Here is a 15,286-nt window from a genome sequence, read left to right as displayed (position 1 = left end):
GAAGGTGCCCATATGGGAAAGTCCGCTTTTTTCATTCGTCTCCACGGTTGCCCGGTGCATTGCCCCTGGTGCGACTCCGCCGGCACCTGGCACCCCGACCATATTCCCGATTCGATCGATCGGATCGAACCACTCGATCTGGCCGAGGAAGCGATGCAGTCGGGCTGCGAAATTGTGGTCATCACCGGGGGAGAGCCTGCGATTCATCCCCTCTACGATTTGGTGCACGAGTTGCGCATCCGTAGCCTGCCCATACACTTGGAAACCTGCGGTGCTTTCCCAGTGCAGGGAGAAATGGATTGGATCACCCTAAGCCCAAAATGGAACAAGCTCCCTATCGAGGAAACCTTTTTACTGGCGGATGAATTCAAGGTCATTGTCGAATCGCCAGAGGACCTTTCCAAATGGACTAATGCCCTGCCCATGAAAGAAAGAAAGGTGCCGATCTGGTTGCATCCTGAATGGTCGCAAGCAGAAAACTCAGAGGTCTTAGGGGCGATCAACGACTGGATAAAACACGAAGGTTTTCCCTATCGGGCGGGTTTTCAATTGCACAAATTGTACATGGTGGATGAAGCGGATAAACGCTCCCGCCCTACCGCTTCCTTGAGTCATTTAGAAAAATCGAATAAGATTAAATAAATGGGAACTTTTGGAGAATAAACATATGTGCGGTCGATACGCATGGTCCAATCCGCAGGTCGAACGCTTTCGCAAGTACGCCCCACCGCCCCACAAAAAAATCCATCCGCGCTACAACCGCTCACCCGGGCAGTCCCATCCTATCCTTCATTCGAACAACCAATCCAATTCTTGGGCAGAAGCACAGTGGGGAAGTTTCCCTTTTGCCAATTCGGTAAATTCTCGTCGATTCCCCATTAATGCAAGATCCGAAACCGTATCCCAAAAACCAACCTTTCAGGCTGCATTCGAGTCTCAAAGATGCCTTGTTCCCGCTGACGGATATTACGAGTGGCAAGTAGTGGAAAGAGATCGTAACCCGCACTTCTTCCATCTGCCCGATCGTTCGACCTTTGCCTTTGCCGGTCTATGGCGTGAAGGACCTGATGGCCTGTGCTTTACTATTTTGACCCGCAGTGCCCCGCCCAACTGCCTCCATATCCACCACCGCATGCCGGTTATTCTTTCGGATGAACATTACTCAGTATGGATGAGTGAACAATCGACCGCTGGACAATTGCTGGATCTTTTAAGCAATATAAAATCCGACATTCTTTTTTATCCAGTTTCCAAACGAGTCAATGCAACCAGGGAGGATGGACCAGAACTTCTGGAACCTAACCGCGACCAGCAATCGACTCTTTTTTGAATGGTCGTACAAGCAAGCAAGCAAAAGGCTAAAACCCTTAAAAAGCCGGCAATAGATGTGGTGCTTGAATGGTTTAAGACAAAACAATGGGATCCATTTCCGTTTCAAAAAAAAACCTGGTCTGCCCATGCCAAGGGAGAGAGTGGATTAATCCATGCCCCGACCGGTACCGGTAAAACCTATGCCGCGTGGGCGGGTCCCTTGATCGAATGGATGGACGAGCTTGGAAAAAAGCCAATGCCCAAGCGCCCGCCCGAATTGCGTGTTCTATGGATCACGCCTCTACGTGCCCTCGTCAAGGACACCACCCATTCACTTCGTACTTTAGTGGAAGATTTGCAACTCCCATGGACTGTGGAAGAACGAACAGGAGATACCACCGGATCAATCAAGGCGAAGCAAAGAAAACGCTTTCCATCCTGTTTGGTAACTACGCCAGAGAGTCTATCCCTACTCCTCTCCTACCCTGAAACCAAAGAGGCATTTTCCAATTTACGAACCGTGGTGGTCGACGAGTGGCACGAGTTATTATCCACCAAACGGGGAGTACAAACCGAACTGGGGCTGGCTCGTTTACGATTATGGAATCCAAAATTAAAAACCTGGGGATTATCCGCGACCCTGGGAAACCTAGATATTGCTCAAGCTACCCTTCTGGGAACCAACCAACCAGGTAAATTGATTAATGGAGATTTAAAGAAAAAATTCGAGGTCGATGTCCTCATCCCAAAAGATATGGAAAAATTTCCTTGGGCGGGACATCTCGGTGGAAAAATGGTTGAGGAGGTCGCCCAACAAATTGAAGGTGCCGGAACAACCCTTGTATTCACCAACGTTCGATCACAGACAGAATTTTGGTATCATGAACTGCAGCAAATTCGGCCAAAATGGAAGGATGAAATTGGCATTCACCATGGATCCATTGACCGCAAGGAAAGAAAACAGGTGGAAGACCGCCTGCGGGAAGGAAGTATACAGGCGGTGGTTTGTACAAGTAGCCTGGACTTGGGGGTCGATTTTTCGCCCGTTGATCAAGTCATTCAAATTGGAGGGCCCAAAGGAGTCGCTCGTTTATTGCAACGGGCAGGCAGGTGCGGGCATCAACCCGGTGCGGTAAGTCGGGTAATTTGCGTCCCCACCCATGCAATGGAGATGGTGGAGTATGCGGCTGCACGGGAAGCGATCAATGAACGAAGAATTGAAGCCCGCGATCCTCTCAGGTCTCCATTGGACTTACTTGCCCAACATCTGATCACCCTGGCATTGGGGGGTGGATTTTTCTCAAAAGATGCAATCAAAGAGGTCCGCTCTGCTTGGTCCTACAGGGACATAACCGAAGAGGAATGGGGATGGGTGCTTGATTTTATCATTCGTGGAGGAGATACCTTACGGGCATACGATCAGTTCAAACGCGTGGTGGTTGATGCCAACGGATTGCACAGCGTGGAATCACGAATCATTTCCAGGTTCCATAGGATGTCCATTGGCACGATCACCAGCGATCCCGCAATCGAGGTAAAATTTAGCACCGGGCGAAGACTGGGAACGGTGGAAGAATCATTCATCTCAAGAATTAAGCCTGGCTCAAACTTTTATTTTGGAGGTAAATTACTGGCCCTTAAAAGGGTGCGCGACCTCACGGCTGTAGTCACCTTGGCCAAGAGAGGTAAAGGGGCCATTCCAGTTTGGGGAGGTGGGAAATCGCCCCTTTCTTCCGAATTGGCCCTGGGTGTACGCCAGAAACTGGAAGCTGCTGGAAAGGATATTTTTAAAGAAAAGGAAATGCGGGCATTACGGCCATCCCTGGAGTTACAGACCATGGGCTCAACACTTCCAAAAATGAATGAATTATTGATCGAGCGTACAGATACTCGGGAAGGAACATGTTGGTTTATCTATCCGTTTGCCGGACGCTTGGCTCATGAAGGACTCGCGTCTTTAATCAGTTATCGGATGACAAGGCTCGAGCCGATGACCCTTTCTCTTTCTTTTAACGACTATGGATTTCACCTCTGTTCAACCTCTACCAAAGAATTTAATGAATCCGACTGGCGAAATCTTTTATCCCCAGAAGGTGTGGTTGATGAACTTCTTGAATGCATGAACTTAAGCGAGATGGATAAGCGGCAATTTCGCGAAGTCGCCCGGGTTGCTGGATTAATCTTTCAGGGCTATCCTGGTGCCCGCAAATCAAACCGGCAGGTTCAGGCATCAGGCGGATTGTTTTTTGATGTTTTTTCGAAATACGATCCAAACAACCTTCTACTCACCCAATCGCGCCGGGAAGTCCTCGACAGACAATTGGAAGTAAACCGAATGGTTTCCACACTGAAAAGAATTTCCGGGCAAAAAATCGTCAGGAAGTCCCCGTCGCGACTATCTCCATTTGGTTTTCCTCTATGGGCAGAATCTTTGCGTTCCCAAGTAAGTTCCGAATCTTGGAGCGACCGGGTAAAACGTATGTCGCAACAGCTTGAAAAGTCTGCATGAATGAATTGCTGACCATTGACTGGCAAGGAGAATCCCTCCAACTTCTAGCTGATCGGGCGGTCTTCTGGCCAAAAGAAAAAACGATCTACATTGCAGATACTCATTTTGGGAAAGCGGCCACTTTTCGAAAAGTGGGTATCCCAGTATCTGAACATACAACGATGGAGGACTGCCTGCGCCTTGGTACACTCATTGATAACACCCGTGCTGAAAAGTTGGTCATTCTGGGAGATTTTCTACATGCACGGGCCGGAAGATCTCAACCAGTTAGAAACCTGCTCTTCAATTGGCGCGATCAATATCAGGAATTGTCTATTGATTTAGTGAGGGGGAATCATGACCTGCAATCCGGAGATCCATGGCCAGAGTTGGGCATTACTTGCCTGCCCGACCCTACCCCCACAAAGAAAAACACATGGGAACTTAGGCATCTTCCACCTGACGAGGAGGTTGATCGACCGTTCTTAGCTGGACACTTGCACCCGGGGTACCGCTTACATGGGAAAGGCAGAGATTCCTTGCGCTGCCCCTGCTGGGTGGCAAGTGAAAAACGAATCATTTTGCCAGCCTTTGGAAGTTTTACTGGCCTCAAAAATATAAAACACGAAAAGGGCGAGAAAATCTTCCTAACCAACGGGAAGGAAATTCAAGAATTGGGCTAATTAAATGGTTATGTTGAGTGCTCTTAAATTTAATTCATTCAATCAATTCCCCTTGACTATAATCGAGTCCCTAGAAAGATAAGAAGATTGTGCACGGGATAACCCCTTTGAATAACTAACCACAAATCAATTAATACATTATGAAAAACCTTCTTCTTATTCTCGGAGTTCTCTCCATCGGTTTATTTTCCTCCTGCGGCGGTGGTTCACACGACCACGATTGCTGTGGCGAATGTGGTGGCGAATCTGAATGCTGCGGAAAATGCGGCGGCGACAAAGCCGACGAAGGCAACGCTTCCAAGTAATCGTTTTCTATATAGGATTTTTACTTTCAAGGCCCATGTCGAGATACTCGGCATGGGCTTTTTTGTGCCTTCATAAATTTGCCAATCAAGGACGCACCCATTGAATTTTTACTAGTGAAAAGATTAGTCCAAGTATTTGAACCTAAAAATTCGTATATTGGTGCTCAGGTTACTTACTCGACCATAAAAAGCCGTAAATCATTCTCACTGCCCCGCCCTGCTCAACCAGTCAACCCTCCCCCCGTTGCCGTCGAATCTTTTGCCCAAGACCCCAATCAGTACCACAGACTTATGGATGCAGTAGCTTGCCTGAGCAGAGAGCAACAACTTCAGGGCAAGTAGCGAGATTCCCAAACTGCCTGGCAGGACTGAATTAATTCTTTTAGCTTTTCCGGTCTAATTGCTTGCTTGGGGTCGTCTCCGATTCCTTTTGATGGATCGATATGAGACTCTATGCACAACCCATCTGCTCCATATGCAAATGCTGCCAAGGAACAGGCTTTTACAAAATCGGCATGACCCACGCTATGGGAGGGATCTACCACTACGGGTGCCCAGGTACGGTTTTTAAGCAAGGGAGTGATCGATTCATCCGGGTGGTTCCGATAGCCCTCCAAGTGTGGGGTAGTTCCCCGAGGACAAAGCATTACATTGGGGTTGCCTTCGGCCACAATATATTCGGCAGCCGCAATAAATTCATTTGGGGAACCGACATGACGACCACGTTTAAGTAAGACTGTGGTATCCGAACCTGCTGATAACTTTCCAACCTCCTTGAGCAAGGAATAATTTAATGCGTTACGTGTTCCGATCTGTAAAACATCCACCTTGGCATCGAAGGCAAGTTTGAGCTGTTCGGAGTCCATTACTTCGATATCAATGGGTAACCTTGTTTCTTCGCGGGCTTGAAGAATAATCTCGAGGGATTTACTGTCTCCTTGATAGGAATATGGATTGGTACGTGGCTTCCATACTCCACCTCGCAAGGCATGAGCTCCTGCCTCTTTGATGGCATGAGCAGATTCCAAAAAAAGATTAGGATTCTTTGGATCAATGGTGCAGGGACCAGCGATAAAGAAGGGTTCCTCTTTACCAACCTCGGTCTTTCCAACTTGGACTCGATGATCTGCCAGACCAGATCGCCGATCCATCAATTTATAGGGCGACTCGATCATATCGACCTTGGAAATAAAAGGGAGTCCAGCAATTCGCTTGAACATAACTTCTCTGCTCTCGTCTCCGAGAATGGCATAAACACAACGGTTGTGTCCCTGGATTTCTAAAATGGAACATTCAAAATCCGAAGCAATTGCCTCGACTTCATTAAGTTCGTTTGTGCTAAGTTTGTTGGCTTTGGGGATGATCATATGAATTCGAATGGAAAGATAAAAAGCTTTAATCTTGTCAGTCAGCTCAACAGAGCAAAGAATTGTAGAAAATGGCAAGTATAACTAAAAAGCCAACTATGTCTAAATATACTCAATTCCTCTGCTTCCTGTTCTTTGCAATATGGATTTCTTCCTGCGAAAAACCGCAAGTACAAACCAAAGAAAAAGGATACCCATTGGCAGATATTCTCAAGGAACAATCTTACTGGGAAGGGAGTTCAGTCGAGGCATCTGATACCTTCTTTGTAGACGATGAAAATATGTTTTGTTTTAAGGAATCCAAGCGACCTTATTCCGGAGTGATCAAAGTTAGGGCAAGGAACGGAACCGTATCAGCCTTGAGAAGTTATGTAAGTGGCGTGCCTGATGGTGACTTTTACGAATGGCACGAAAATGGAAACTTAAAGTCAAAGCAACAATATAAAAACGGAGAGAAACACGGATATTTCTTTGTCTGGACATCCAAAAATGTAATTTATTCCAGACGATATTATCAAGATGGAATGGAGGACTTTGGTCGTTTCGAAGACGAAGGTGTGGCTCAAACTGGAGCTTCTCTAGCATCAGTAGAGCTTAAGGAGTGGGAAGGTGCCGGACCAGAATTTTACAAAAAGTTTGCCGGAGATCCCAAACGAGGAGGAATGGTTTGGATTCGAGAGACAGAAGAATTATACAACGGCACGATCACCGCATTGGATGATCGAGGTAAAAAGGAAGCCGTTTTACGCTACCGAAACGGGAAATACCAGGGAACAATCTCCAAATGGGACGAGGACGGAAGTTTATGGGAAGAAGGGGAATTTGACCGCGGAATCCTAGTCGCCTTTACAGTCAAGAATGGCAAACCCTTTGACCCAAATCAAGTCATCGACATTTCAGAAGATCCCGAAATGGCAAAATTACTCTTTGAGTAAGCAGATCTTCATTTTACTAGAATAAGTAAATGGCACGGCAACTGCCAATACTACATATTCGTGATTCTCTTTCCCAGAGATAATATTGGCTTTTCTGCTCAATCCCGCATATTTTGACTGACTGTGGACTAGTTAAATGCTCTTAGTGTCTTAATTAAGAGCCTGCACTGAACTGCTGTTGAAAACCTAAAAAAAGCGGACAAACCCTCAAGTTTGGTTTCCGATCTCATTCAATTCCGTTGAAGAAACTTCTTTATGGATTTGTTCTTTTCGACTTTGGTTTAGGTTTAACTGTGACACTCTTAATTCCAAGAAGGTCGGGTTCAATTTTCTTGCCCGCATCGGCCAGAATAACCGCTCTTTCCAAGGCATTTTCAAGTTCTCTTACATTGCCGGGCCAATCATGAGCCAAAATTGCTTTTTCACAATTTTTGGAAAAGGCAATTTTACCAATCCCATGCCTTTTGGCATGACGTTCCAAAAAAGTATTCGCCAGCAATAAAATATCGCTCTCCCGTACTCGTAATGGTGGCACCGCAATTGGAAAAACATTCAGCCTGTAGTACAAATCCTCACGGAAATTCCCTTCCTCTACCTCTTTAAGCAAATTACGATTCGTGGTAGCAAGTACTCTGACTTTTACCTGGATAGTTTTATTCCCTCCCACCCTTTCAAATTCTTTTTCCTGTAGAACCCGTAAAAGCTTAGCCTGCAAAGAGGGTGCAATCTCGCTAATTTCGTCCAATAAAATAGTACCTCCATCTGCCAGTTCAAACCTTCCCTCTCTTCTCTCAGTTGCACCCGTAAATGCCCCCTTCTCATGTCCAAAAAACTCACTTTCCATCAAAGTTTCAGAAATCGCCGCACAATTAACTCTTATGTATGGTTGCTTTGCCAACATGCTGTTACGATACAACTCTCGGGCGACAAGTTCCTTACCCGTCCCATTTTCTCCGGTCACTAAGACTGTGGCTTCGGTTTTAGCAACTTTGCTGACTAAATTTTTAAGTTTCTCAATGGGTTCGCTTTCCCCGACAATATCTGATGACCGAGAATCACTCTCCTCTACATAGTACTTGGTTACCCGACGCATTTTGTCAAAAGAAGCAACTTTATCCACCACAACTTCTATCTGATCAAAGGAGAAAGGTTTAACCACATAATCAAATGCTCCCATCTGCATACATGAAACAGCTGACTCAACAGAACCATAACCAGTCATCATAACTACCATAGGTCCGTCTGTTTTAGCAGTAATTTCCTCTAATAGATCCGTACCCTCCCCATCAGGTAACCTTAAATCTAAAAATACCAAGTCAAAAGAATCCCTAGCTAAAATCTTTCGAGCCCCTTTTAGATCTCCAGTGGAAGCAACCGAATATCGCTTATTACGCAATTGGGTTTCCAAAGCCTTGCGAATCATCATTTCGTCATCCACAACCACTATTTTCTCAATTGCCATCTAAAATTCCATTAAAATTACGTAGGATTATTTGTCGACCAATTACTAGTAATTAAATATCATTTAATTTCAGAAAAATTAATTTGATGAAAAGGTTTACCTTATTCAAATTCAAAGTGAAGGAATAATGACATTCGTAAAGTTGATTACCAAAACTTCTTGTATTCTCCTATCTGTGAGTAATTGCTCTTTATGAAAGTCGCAATTTTGGCAGGTGGATAATAACCTTCTGTGAAGAGTCACGAAAAACAATTCATTGATCTAAAATAGACGAGTAAACTAACTTACTCCACATAATAAATACATATTCCCCTCGTGGAATTTATTATTTCTTTAAACTCTGTAATTTTTAAAGCAATCTCATCAAGGAATATTTTCCAAATTATTTTATTCATATGTCTGATGTAAATTGGTATTGCAAAGAATTTAGGCTAAGTAACGCAAATTCCAAAATTCTTGAGGAAATTGAAACAACATCATTATAATTAACTCGAGTCAGGCAAAACAGAACCAAACTCGTTTTTTAACTTGGTCAACGTTAGGCAAAAGACTACATAAAAATAAAAGAAAATTAAATCTCAATTAAGACTACAAACTAAATGTAGCATATTAAAATCACTGGTATTAGACTCTCAAGTTCTTACCGAGTACCATAATGATTTTTTTCAAACCATAATACTTGAAAACTATTTCCTTCGATAGTTCAAAATTGCCAAATTAATACTAAGAGTATTTATAATAAATTATTTAATATGGAATCTACAAACAATACACGCAAAAAAAAAGTAGTCCTGATAACCGACAGTGCAAAAAATATTGAAGGAATCTTATGTAAATCAATCTTTAATGACTTTTCAACCCAAGTCACAAAAGATGAAAAAGCTCTGTCTGAAATCTGTAAAAATAACGAAACCATCGTTTTGTCTACTACTTGTCTCACTACCTGCACACAGGTATACAAGCACTATCTCGATGAAAAATGCAGCCTCCATATACTCCACCCTATTGACATTCATGAAGACGGACTTGATGACGATTCGATTCTTAGATTTACACTGTTTAACTTTGAATTATTCAGGCAGGAAAGCTACCGAGCTAAGGCACTATATATCTTAAAAAATACCTTTAGTGACATAAGCAAAGATAAATACATAGAGATTTATGACTTGGAACTTATGAATAAGACTCCCTCGGTATATATCAATTTATACCGAGCAACTGTATTCGAAAATCAAACTGCCCTAATTCGAACATTCGTTCTATTGAGAGATTTCGACAAGGATACTATCTCGGCTGTCCTCGATTCCCTTTTGCCATTTATCTTCGACGCAAATTCGATTGAATCGTTCTGTAACTTATTAATTTCCTACTACATACAGATAGACTACTCGAAAAACGAAGATAAGCGGCTTATATTTCTATTTTTAAACAAAATTTACGAGAAAATGGTTGCTCCGAGCATTCAAAAAATAAGTGCCAGCTTTTTCCCCATTACCTCCTACTGTGCTTGCGAAGACGCTAATGGTGAAAATATTGTTTTGCTAGACTCCTACGTGGAATCACTCCCCCCGCTCTCAAAAAATCTAAATACCATTCGGATTGTGATTTATTCAAAAATTTACGGAAATGAGATGTATCACAAAGCTTTTTCCGCCAAGTTAACTGAACCCGGCAATAAAATCGAACATTCCTACAACAATACTTTGCGTCATGTGGAAAATGTGCTTAAAGATCCTCAAACACCCTCCATTCCACGCTTGCAACTGAAAAAAGGTGTAGACCAGTATCTCGTATTTGTGCAAGACAACTATGTCCCGGAAGAACCTTCGCCAATGTTTGATCTTTTGCTAAAGCAATCGTGATAAACGCCAGTAGTTAAAAGCACCTACACCAAAATGCTGATTCCTTCATCTCTAGAAATGTAGGTAATACCGACTTTGCCTCCATCAGTCCCTAGTCCCTTCTAAACTCCTTCAGTTACAGCATTACTTGGATCAAAAGAAGGAAAGTTTAAAAGAAAAAACCCGACCTAAGAAAACTTCATTTTATTTAAATAAACAAACTTCGTATAACTCATTATTACCTGCAAATTGGAAGTGAAAACGAAACGGTCGACACCAGACAAATTCAGATATTTTACCAATGAAAAGATTGACATTATAACATGCTAACCTCGGATAAACAGTTAGTTAGTTGTATCGTTCCATTCTACAACGCAGAGCAAACCATCGTTGATTGCCTCGATAGCATTGTTCGAATCGATCATTCCAAACTAGAAGTCATATTAGTTAACGACGGTTCAACTGATAAATCGATGGTTTTAGCATTGAATTATATTGAAGAAATTAAGGCCAAAAATATTAGCTTTCATCTGTTTGAGAACAAAATCAACTCAGGGATTTCGAGTGCCAAAAACTTAGGAATGAGCAAGATGAGTGGAGAATTCTTTTTTTTTGCTGGGGTTGATGACTTACAAAAAAAAGAAAGAATCTCAAAACCATTATATTTTTTCCATCAACATCCATCTACTGATATCGTTTATTTTGATTGTACAATAAGCTCTGACTCAGAGAATTTTAGCAAACAAAGAAAATTCCCCAAAGAGATGAATCAGGAAAACTCGATCCTGTTTCAATTAAAGAGAAATCACTTTTGGAGTGGATTATTTTTAGCAAGAAATACGATTAATGAAAAGTTTGATGAAAAAATATCCAGTGCAGTTGATTATGACTGGTATTTTAATCTATTTTTCAATCACAGAAATATTAACTTTATCCGCGAATCATTTCTCGATTATAAAATTCATGAAAATAATACATCAAGAAATCTTTCTAATTCACTCCTTAATGTTCGGAAAATATTAAAAAAGTACAACTTTGATATACTAAAAAAACAATTACTTGATAAATTTGATCATAATGATGTTAATTTATCTTTTGCTTGGATTGAAATAACTATGGGCAAATATCAAAAAGCCATTGATCTACTAAATACCATAAAGCCAAAAGCAATATATTTAGAAACTTCATTCCTACTAGGGTCCTGCTACGCCCAGTTAAATAATTACGATCATGCTCACAGTTATTTCGCCGAACTCGTTCTCAAATTTCCAAATTCTGCCGATTGTCTCAACAACCTTGCAGTCTCGAAGTTCTTTCATGCAAATTTCAACAAACAAGAGTGCATTTTATTATTCAAAAAGGCATTGGAGATAAACCCTCGTTACACAGACGCACGCCAAAACTTGTTGAATTGTCAAAGGGAAGAGTATCAATCGCTGAAGATTACAACCAAGCCCCTGAGGGAAACCCTCATTCATTCGTAAACTTACTTCAATAAGATATTGTGGACAAATTTTCATTATCAACATAAGAAAAATAAATGCACTCGAATAAGGTAAATTCTTTAAACTGGGCGATTGATGAATTGTCCAAGCAAAGAGAAGACTTTGATGCTAAACTAAAGGTTGCGAAGAAGCGGGATGAGACAAATTCGCTAATTGAAGAGGTAATGGCTCAAAGAAAAGCTCTTGAGCAAAGAATTTCTGCACTTGAAGATGGTCTTCGAGTCTCTTCTGATTTGGTCGATGCACCCTGCACTGATTTGGAATCTGAGATAGGTAAGATTGACGAGAAGTTAGAAATCGCACAGGAACGGCTTCAAGCTATTGAACAGGAAGAATACCTGGAAGAATTGGGCAAAAAGTTGAACCGCTCGCATTCTCCCGAAACTGAAGAATCTTCCAACTTATCTAATATCAAAAGTGAAGCGCAAGTAGATTCATTCGTGGAAGATCTTGATGTTTCGAATCAAACTTCAAAACCTCAATTCTCCTCATCGCTTCAGAAGAATCCTCCACTTACTGAAGAAATATCCCAAATTTCTTCTTTTCCCGAATCTTCCACTCCCACACTAATGAAAGCCACATCCAACCGAATCCAAGCCACAGTTATAGATAAACCTACCCAAGAAAAATCTGTCGAGGAAACAACTAATACTTTGGCAATGGACAATACATCGGCAGCGTCCCTTGAGGAAACGGCTAAGATTCTTGGTATTGAGCCTGATTTCTTAGCTGAGAAGGGGTTGCAGGCAATTCTTAGAATGATCGCGAGAAGAGGGGGGAAATTAAGCTTTCCGCTTGAAGTCGATCAAATCGGCTAAAATTTTCAACATTTCGTATTAAAACCCGCATTTGCGGGTTTTTTTTGCTTAGTATTGAATGCTAAATTCAGAAAAATGAGCGTACCCCGTCCTCTCATCTATTTTTATCTCATGCCAATAATCCTGCATTCGATCGTTCACCTTTTCTACCATGCCTCTCACTTCCCTACCAGTGCCTTCGACCACGAGTTCAACTGTCCCATCTGACAAGTTCTTAACAAAACCAGAACAAGAGAAAAACTTAGCAATTTGATTAACCTGCCATCTAAAGCCAACCCCCTGAACTCGGCCCGTATAGATAACGGTTGCTCTGATCGAGCCTAGTTGACTTTGCTGTACGCTGCTGTTTTCCAAAAATCCGTTTGACCAATAGTCATATTACGGTGAGTTTGATTATATATTGCAAGCCCGCAAACCAAACCGATGAGCCAATACGACTTTGACAGCAACCAAGAAGGTGATTGGGAAGAGCCCGAAAATACGGCTTGGAATGAAGCTGACTGGCAATCCTATATTCGAAAGTCAGATCGCGAGATTTCCTCTTTCATTACCGCTTATAATAGGAGTCGAAACGAACCTGATCGATTAGACGCGACCTCAAAAATAATGGGATGGGCAAAAGAGGATTGGACTTGCCTGGAAGATATTGAATTAGACGAGGAACAACTTAAGGAAATCCGTCCGGTTCCATTGGATGAACTCCATAAGATTGAACCTTACACCGTTCACAAACATCCTGTTTACATTTCTACCAGTGCCCTATTTTCTTTTCTCCGTTCATCATGGGAACATCTAATGATGCACAACCGTGAACAACCAGCCCCAAATTTGGCATGGAGTTATTGTGCAAGCTTGGCGGACTCTGAGAGAAATTGTGTTTTAGCAGCCAGTTCCCTTGACCTAGGGGATTATTTACTTGGGCTCTGCCATCTTAAACGTGCGCATGCTGCATTAAATGAATCAATGCGCTTGAACCGCTTATTTACCCACCACAGTAAAAAAATCTTTCAGGAATACCTGGAAGAATCGGACTTAAGAATGCACGACCTCCGAGAAATTTGCTTACGGGTTATGAGTGATTGCAGAAGGTAATCGTCAAAAGCCCTCTTCTAAATCTTAATTCTCCTGAATTTCTATCAGGTTGCTGGAATACGCATCACCAAGGTTTAATTCTTTAGCAAAACGAAATAATGGGTATTTCCCACCAAAACGGTTCAATAGCCCTCGATGCTTTCTTTTTTGCTCAATGAATTTAAGGGCATAATAATCCAGGTAAAGAGGGTTCTGTCCGATGATTATGGAATCATCACTTTCTAGAAATTCAGCATCAAATTCGGGACCACCAGCAATTTGAACCGAAGTTAAATCGATTACGGAAAAGAGTTTTTTTTCCCAAATTTCTGGAATTGCCAAAATTTCGGCTGACATTGCAGGTCCCAGGGTGGAATCTTTTTTAAACCTTTGTGTATTTCCGGATGCCCCAAGGGTAAGATTCGATACAGCTCCATCAATTCCCAGGAATGGATCATCTTTGGCCGTGGATAAGTTGATCCAATAACAATTGTTTAAAAACAAACAGGCAGGCAAAAGACTTTTTCTCTCCTTTAATTTTCTATTCACTGAGTCCCGTGGATATTGGAGGAAAAAACGAGCCCGATCCCCCATCGCTGGAGGCAAAGGACTATCCTGAAACCAATCTACATGGAAATACGATGGAGATTGGGAGGTAATTAATTCATACCCTTTAAATCGCCCGCTCCACTCTATTTCTTGTAACCTATCTAAATAAAAAGTAACGAGGTGGACCTCTTCTTTAGTAAAACCCCTCAATTCCAAGAATTTGAGGGTCGCAATGACTAATTCAGAACGAACTGTAAGTCCAGGGGCAAGACTGGAATCAAAATTTAAGGCTATTTTAGGGAAATTATACGGGCGTAATTCCAAACCCATTTCATTCTCTATTCGAGGAATCGCTTTGGCGAGCACCTGAAAATAAGCCTGCAAGTCCCTATTTTGAAGGCCTATTGAATATACAGAACTACTTTGGGAATGATTTTTTTTATCGTTATCTCCTGCTCCAATTTGGCTTTCTGCACAAAGAAATAGATTCACGGAATGCAAGATAATGCAGACCATGGCTTGACGTTTCCAATTCCTATGAAAAAAACGAAGCATGTTCATTTACCGAATATGGTTATCACTAGCGCTCCTTGGGTCAATTTCGTTTGGCATATGGGGGTGTTCTTCAGGAGATGAACAATCGGAAGAAACCAGCCCAAACACCAAACCTATCCAAGCAGCGGTTCCACCCGTTGACCTTAGTCCTGTCATTAGTATGAGAATTGAAGGTCGAACGGAACAAGCCATCGAGCATCTTCGGAACCTCATCGATAAACATCCATCCTCTGTCGAAGTTATGATCCAATTGGCACGTTGCTTAATGGATACTCAACAATTTTCTCTAGCTGCCTTTCGCTTCGAACAAGCCCTGTCCTTAAATCCAGATAATTTGTTGGCCAAAGAAGTTGCGGAAGCCCATTACTTGGCTCGAGATTTTGATTCTGCAATTGA

Annotated in this window: 16 protein-coding genes; 12 read left to right on the top strand and 4 right to left on the bottom strand. The window is 42.2% G+C overall.

The window, feature by feature from the left end:
* The 6 genes from ACKPQ4_RS00435 to ACKPQ4_RS00410 all read left to right on the top strand — a co-directional run.
* Positions 1-642 (top strand): 7-carboxy-7-deazaguanine synthase QueE (locus ACKPQ4_RS00435; protein WP_407679237.1); only part of this gene is annotated, 642 nt, incomplete at its 5' end.
* A gap of 25 nt (positions 643-667) precedes the next feature.
* Positions 668-1,330: an SOS response-associated peptidase gene (locus tag ACKPQ4_RS00430; protein ID WP_407679236.1), complete on the top strand. Its 663-nt coding sequence runs from the start codon at positions 668-670 to the stop codon at positions 1,328-1,330.
* The gene (locus tag ACKPQ4_RS00425) at positions 1,331-3,820 is read left to right on the top strand and encodes a ligase-associated DNA damage response DEXH box helicase (protein WP_407679235.1); all 2,490 of its coding nucleotides are present in this window, start codon (positions 1,331-1,333) and stop codon (positions 3,818-3,820) included. It abuts the gene before it with no gap.
* Positions 3,817-4,482, top strand: a complete 666-nt coding sequence (pdeM, locus tag ACKPQ4_RS00420; protein WP_407679234.1) for a ligase-associated DNA damage response endonuclease PdeM — start codon at positions 3,817-3,819, stop codon at positions 4,480-4,482. The genes ACKPQ4_RS00425 and pdeM overlap by 4 nt, the downstream gene beginning before the upstream one ends.
* A 140-nt stretch (positions 4,483-4,622) precedes the next feature.
* Positions 4,623-4,787, top strand: a complete 165-nt coding sequence (locus tag ACKPQ4_RS00415) for a hypothetical protein (protein ID WP_407679233.1) — start codon at positions 4,623-4,625, stop codon at positions 4,785-4,787.
* 114 nt (positions 4,788-4,901) lie between these two features.
* Entirely contained in the window at positions 4,902-5,129 is a 228-nt protein-coding gene (locus ACKPQ4_RS00410) for a hypothetical protein (RefSeq protein ID WP_407679232.1), read from the top strand.
* On the opposite strand, the gene ACKPQ4_RS00405 is transcribed toward ACKPQ4_RS00410, so the two are convergent.
* Complete coding sequence (locus ACKPQ4_RS00405) at positions 5,117-6,154, bottom strand: 3-deoxy-D-arabino-heptulosonate 7-phosphate synthase (RefSeq protein ID WP_407679231.1); 1,038 nt, start codon at positions 6,152-6,154, stop codon at positions 5,117-5,119. The two genes, ACKPQ4_RS00410 and ACKPQ4_RS00405, sit on opposite strands and share 13 nt — an antisense overlap.
* Positions 6,155-6,252: 98 nt before the next feature.
* Here ACKPQ4_RS00405 and ACKPQ4_RS00400 point away from each other — a divergent pair, with 98 nt between their 5' ends.
* Complete coding sequence (locus ACKPQ4_RS00400; RefSeq protein ID WP_407679230.1) at positions 6,253-7,089, top strand: toxin-antitoxin system YwqK family antitoxin; 837 nt, start codon at positions 6,253-6,255, stop codon at positions 7,087-7,089.
* Positions 7,090-7,342: 253 nt separating this feature from the next.
* Here ACKPQ4_RS00400 and ACKPQ4_RS00395 read toward each other — a convergent pair whose 3' ends face one another.
* Entirely contained in the window at positions 7,343-8,551 is a 1,209-nt protein-coding gene (locus ACKPQ4_RS00395; RefSeq protein WP_407679229.1) for a sigma-54-dependent transcriptional regulator, read from the bottom strand.
* A 752-nt stretch (positions 8,552-9,303) separates the two neighbouring features.
* Here ACKPQ4_RS00395 and ACKPQ4_RS00390 point away from each other — a divergent pair.
* The 3 genes from ACKPQ4_RS00390 to ACKPQ4_RS00380 all read left to right on the top strand — a co-directional run bounded on the left by ACKPQ4_RS00390 (position 9,304) and on the right by ACKPQ4_RS00380 (position 12,715).
* Positions 9,304-10,413, top strand: a complete 1,110-nt coding sequence (locus ACKPQ4_RS00390; protein ID WP_407679228.1) for a hypothetical protein — start codon at positions 9,304-9,306, stop codon at positions 10,411-10,413.
* A gap of 302 nt (positions 10,414-10,715) precedes the next feature.
* Positions 10,716-11,876 (top strand): glycosyltransferase, encoded by a 1,161-nt coding sequence (locus tag ACKPQ4_RS00385; RefSeq protein WP_407679227.1) that lies wholly within the window; start codon positions 10,716-10,718, stop codon positions 11,874-11,876.
* A 56-nt stretch (positions 11,877-11,932) separates the two neighbouring features.
* Positions 11,933-12,715, top strand: a complete 783-nt coding sequence (locus ACKPQ4_RS00380; protein WP_407679226.1) for a hypothetical protein — start codon at positions 11,933-11,935, stop codon at positions 12,713-12,715.
* Between the two features lie 48 nt (positions 12,716-12,763).
* Here ACKPQ4_RS00380 and ACKPQ4_RS00375 read toward each other — a convergent pair whose 3' ends face one another.
* Complete coding sequence (locus ACKPQ4_RS00375; protein WP_407679225.1) at positions 12,764-13,069, bottom strand: acylphosphatase; 306 nt, start codon at positions 13,067-13,069, stop codon at positions 12,764-12,766.
* A 69-nt stretch (positions 13,070-13,138) separates the two neighbouring features.
* Here ACKPQ4_RS00375 and ACKPQ4_RS00370 point away from each other — a divergent pair, with 69 nt between their 5' ends.
* Positions 13,139-13,807: a hypothetical protein gene (locus ACKPQ4_RS00370; RefSeq protein WP_407679224.1), complete on the top strand. Its 669-nt coding sequence runs from the start codon at positions 13,139-13,141 to the stop codon at positions 13,805-13,807.
* A gap of 24 nt (positions 13,808-13,831) precedes the next feature.
* On the opposite strand, the gene ACKPQ4_RS00365 is transcribed toward ACKPQ4_RS00370, so the two are convergent.
* The gene (locus ACKPQ4_RS00365) at positions 13,832-14,890 is read right to left on the bottom strand and encodes a hypothetical protein (protein WP_407679223.1); all 1,059 of its coding nucleotides are present in this window, start codon (positions 14,888-14,890) and stop codon (positions 13,832-13,834) included.
* Between ACKPQ4_RS00365 and ACKPQ4_RS00360 the strand changes: the two genes are divergently transcribed.
* On the top strand, positions 14,889-15,286 hold a 398-nt coding region (locus ACKPQ4_RS00360), incomplete at its 3' end, for a tetratricopeptide repeat protein (protein ID WP_407679222.1). The genes ACKPQ4_RS00365 and ACKPQ4_RS00360 overlap by 2 nt on opposite strands.

Origin of the sequence: Candidatus Chordibacter forsetii, assembly GCF_964187505.1 — a bacterium.
GTDB classification, from domain to species: domain Bacteria; phylum Verrucomicrobiota; class Verrucomicrobiia; order Opitutales; family Seribacteraceae; genus Chordibacter; species Chordibacter forsetii.
This window is presented reverse-complemented; position numbering and strand designations above follow the sequence as displayed.

Coding starts and splice junctions, on each gene's coding strand:
- ACKPQ4_RS00430 (WP_407679236.1), top strand. CDS start 668: ATGTGCGGTCGATACGCATGGTCCAATCCGCAGGTCGAACGCTTTCGC.
- ACKPQ4_RS00425 (WP_407679235.1), top strand. CDS start 1,331: ATGGTCGTACAAGCAAGCAAGCAAAAGGCTAAAACCCTTAAAAAGCCG.
- pdeM (WP_407679234.1), top strand. CDS start 3,817: ATGAATGAATTGCTGACCATTGACTGGCAAGGAGAATCCCTCCAACTT.
- ACKPQ4_RS00415 (WP_407679233.1), top strand. CDS start 4,623: ATGAAAAACCTTCTTCTTATTCTCGGAGTTCTCTCCATCGGTTTATTT.
- ACKPQ4_RS00405 (WP_407679231.1), bottom strand. CDS start 6,154: ATGATCATCCCCAAAGCCAACAAACTTAGCACAAACGAACTTAATGAA.
- ACKPQ4_RS00400 (WP_407679230.1), top strand. CDS start 6,253: ATGTCTAAATATACTCAATTCCTCTGCTTCCTGTTCTTTGCAATATGG.
- ACKPQ4_RS00395 (WP_407679229.1), bottom strand. CDS start 8,551: ATGGCAATTGAGAAAATAGTGGTTGTGGATGACGAAATGATGATTCGC.
- ACKPQ4_RS00390 (WP_407679228.1), top strand. CDS start 9,304: ATGGAATCTACAAACAATACACGCAAAAAAAAAGTAGTCCTGATAACC.
- ACKPQ4_RS00385 (WP_407679227.1), top strand. CDS start 10,716: ATGCTAACCTCGGATAAACAGTTAGTTAGTTGTATCGTTCCATTCTAC.
- ACKPQ4_RS00380 (WP_407679226.1), top strand. CDS start 11,933: ATGCACTCGAATAAGGTAAATTCTTTAAACTGGGCGATTGATGAATTG.
- ACKPQ4_RS00370 (WP_407679224.1), top strand. CDS start 13,139: ATGAGCCAATACGACTTTGACAGCAACCAAGAAGGTGATTGGGAAGAG.
- ACKPQ4_RS00365 (WP_407679223.1), bottom strand. CDS start 14,890: ATGCTTCGTTTTTTTCATAGGAATTGGAAACGTCAAGCCATGGTCTGC.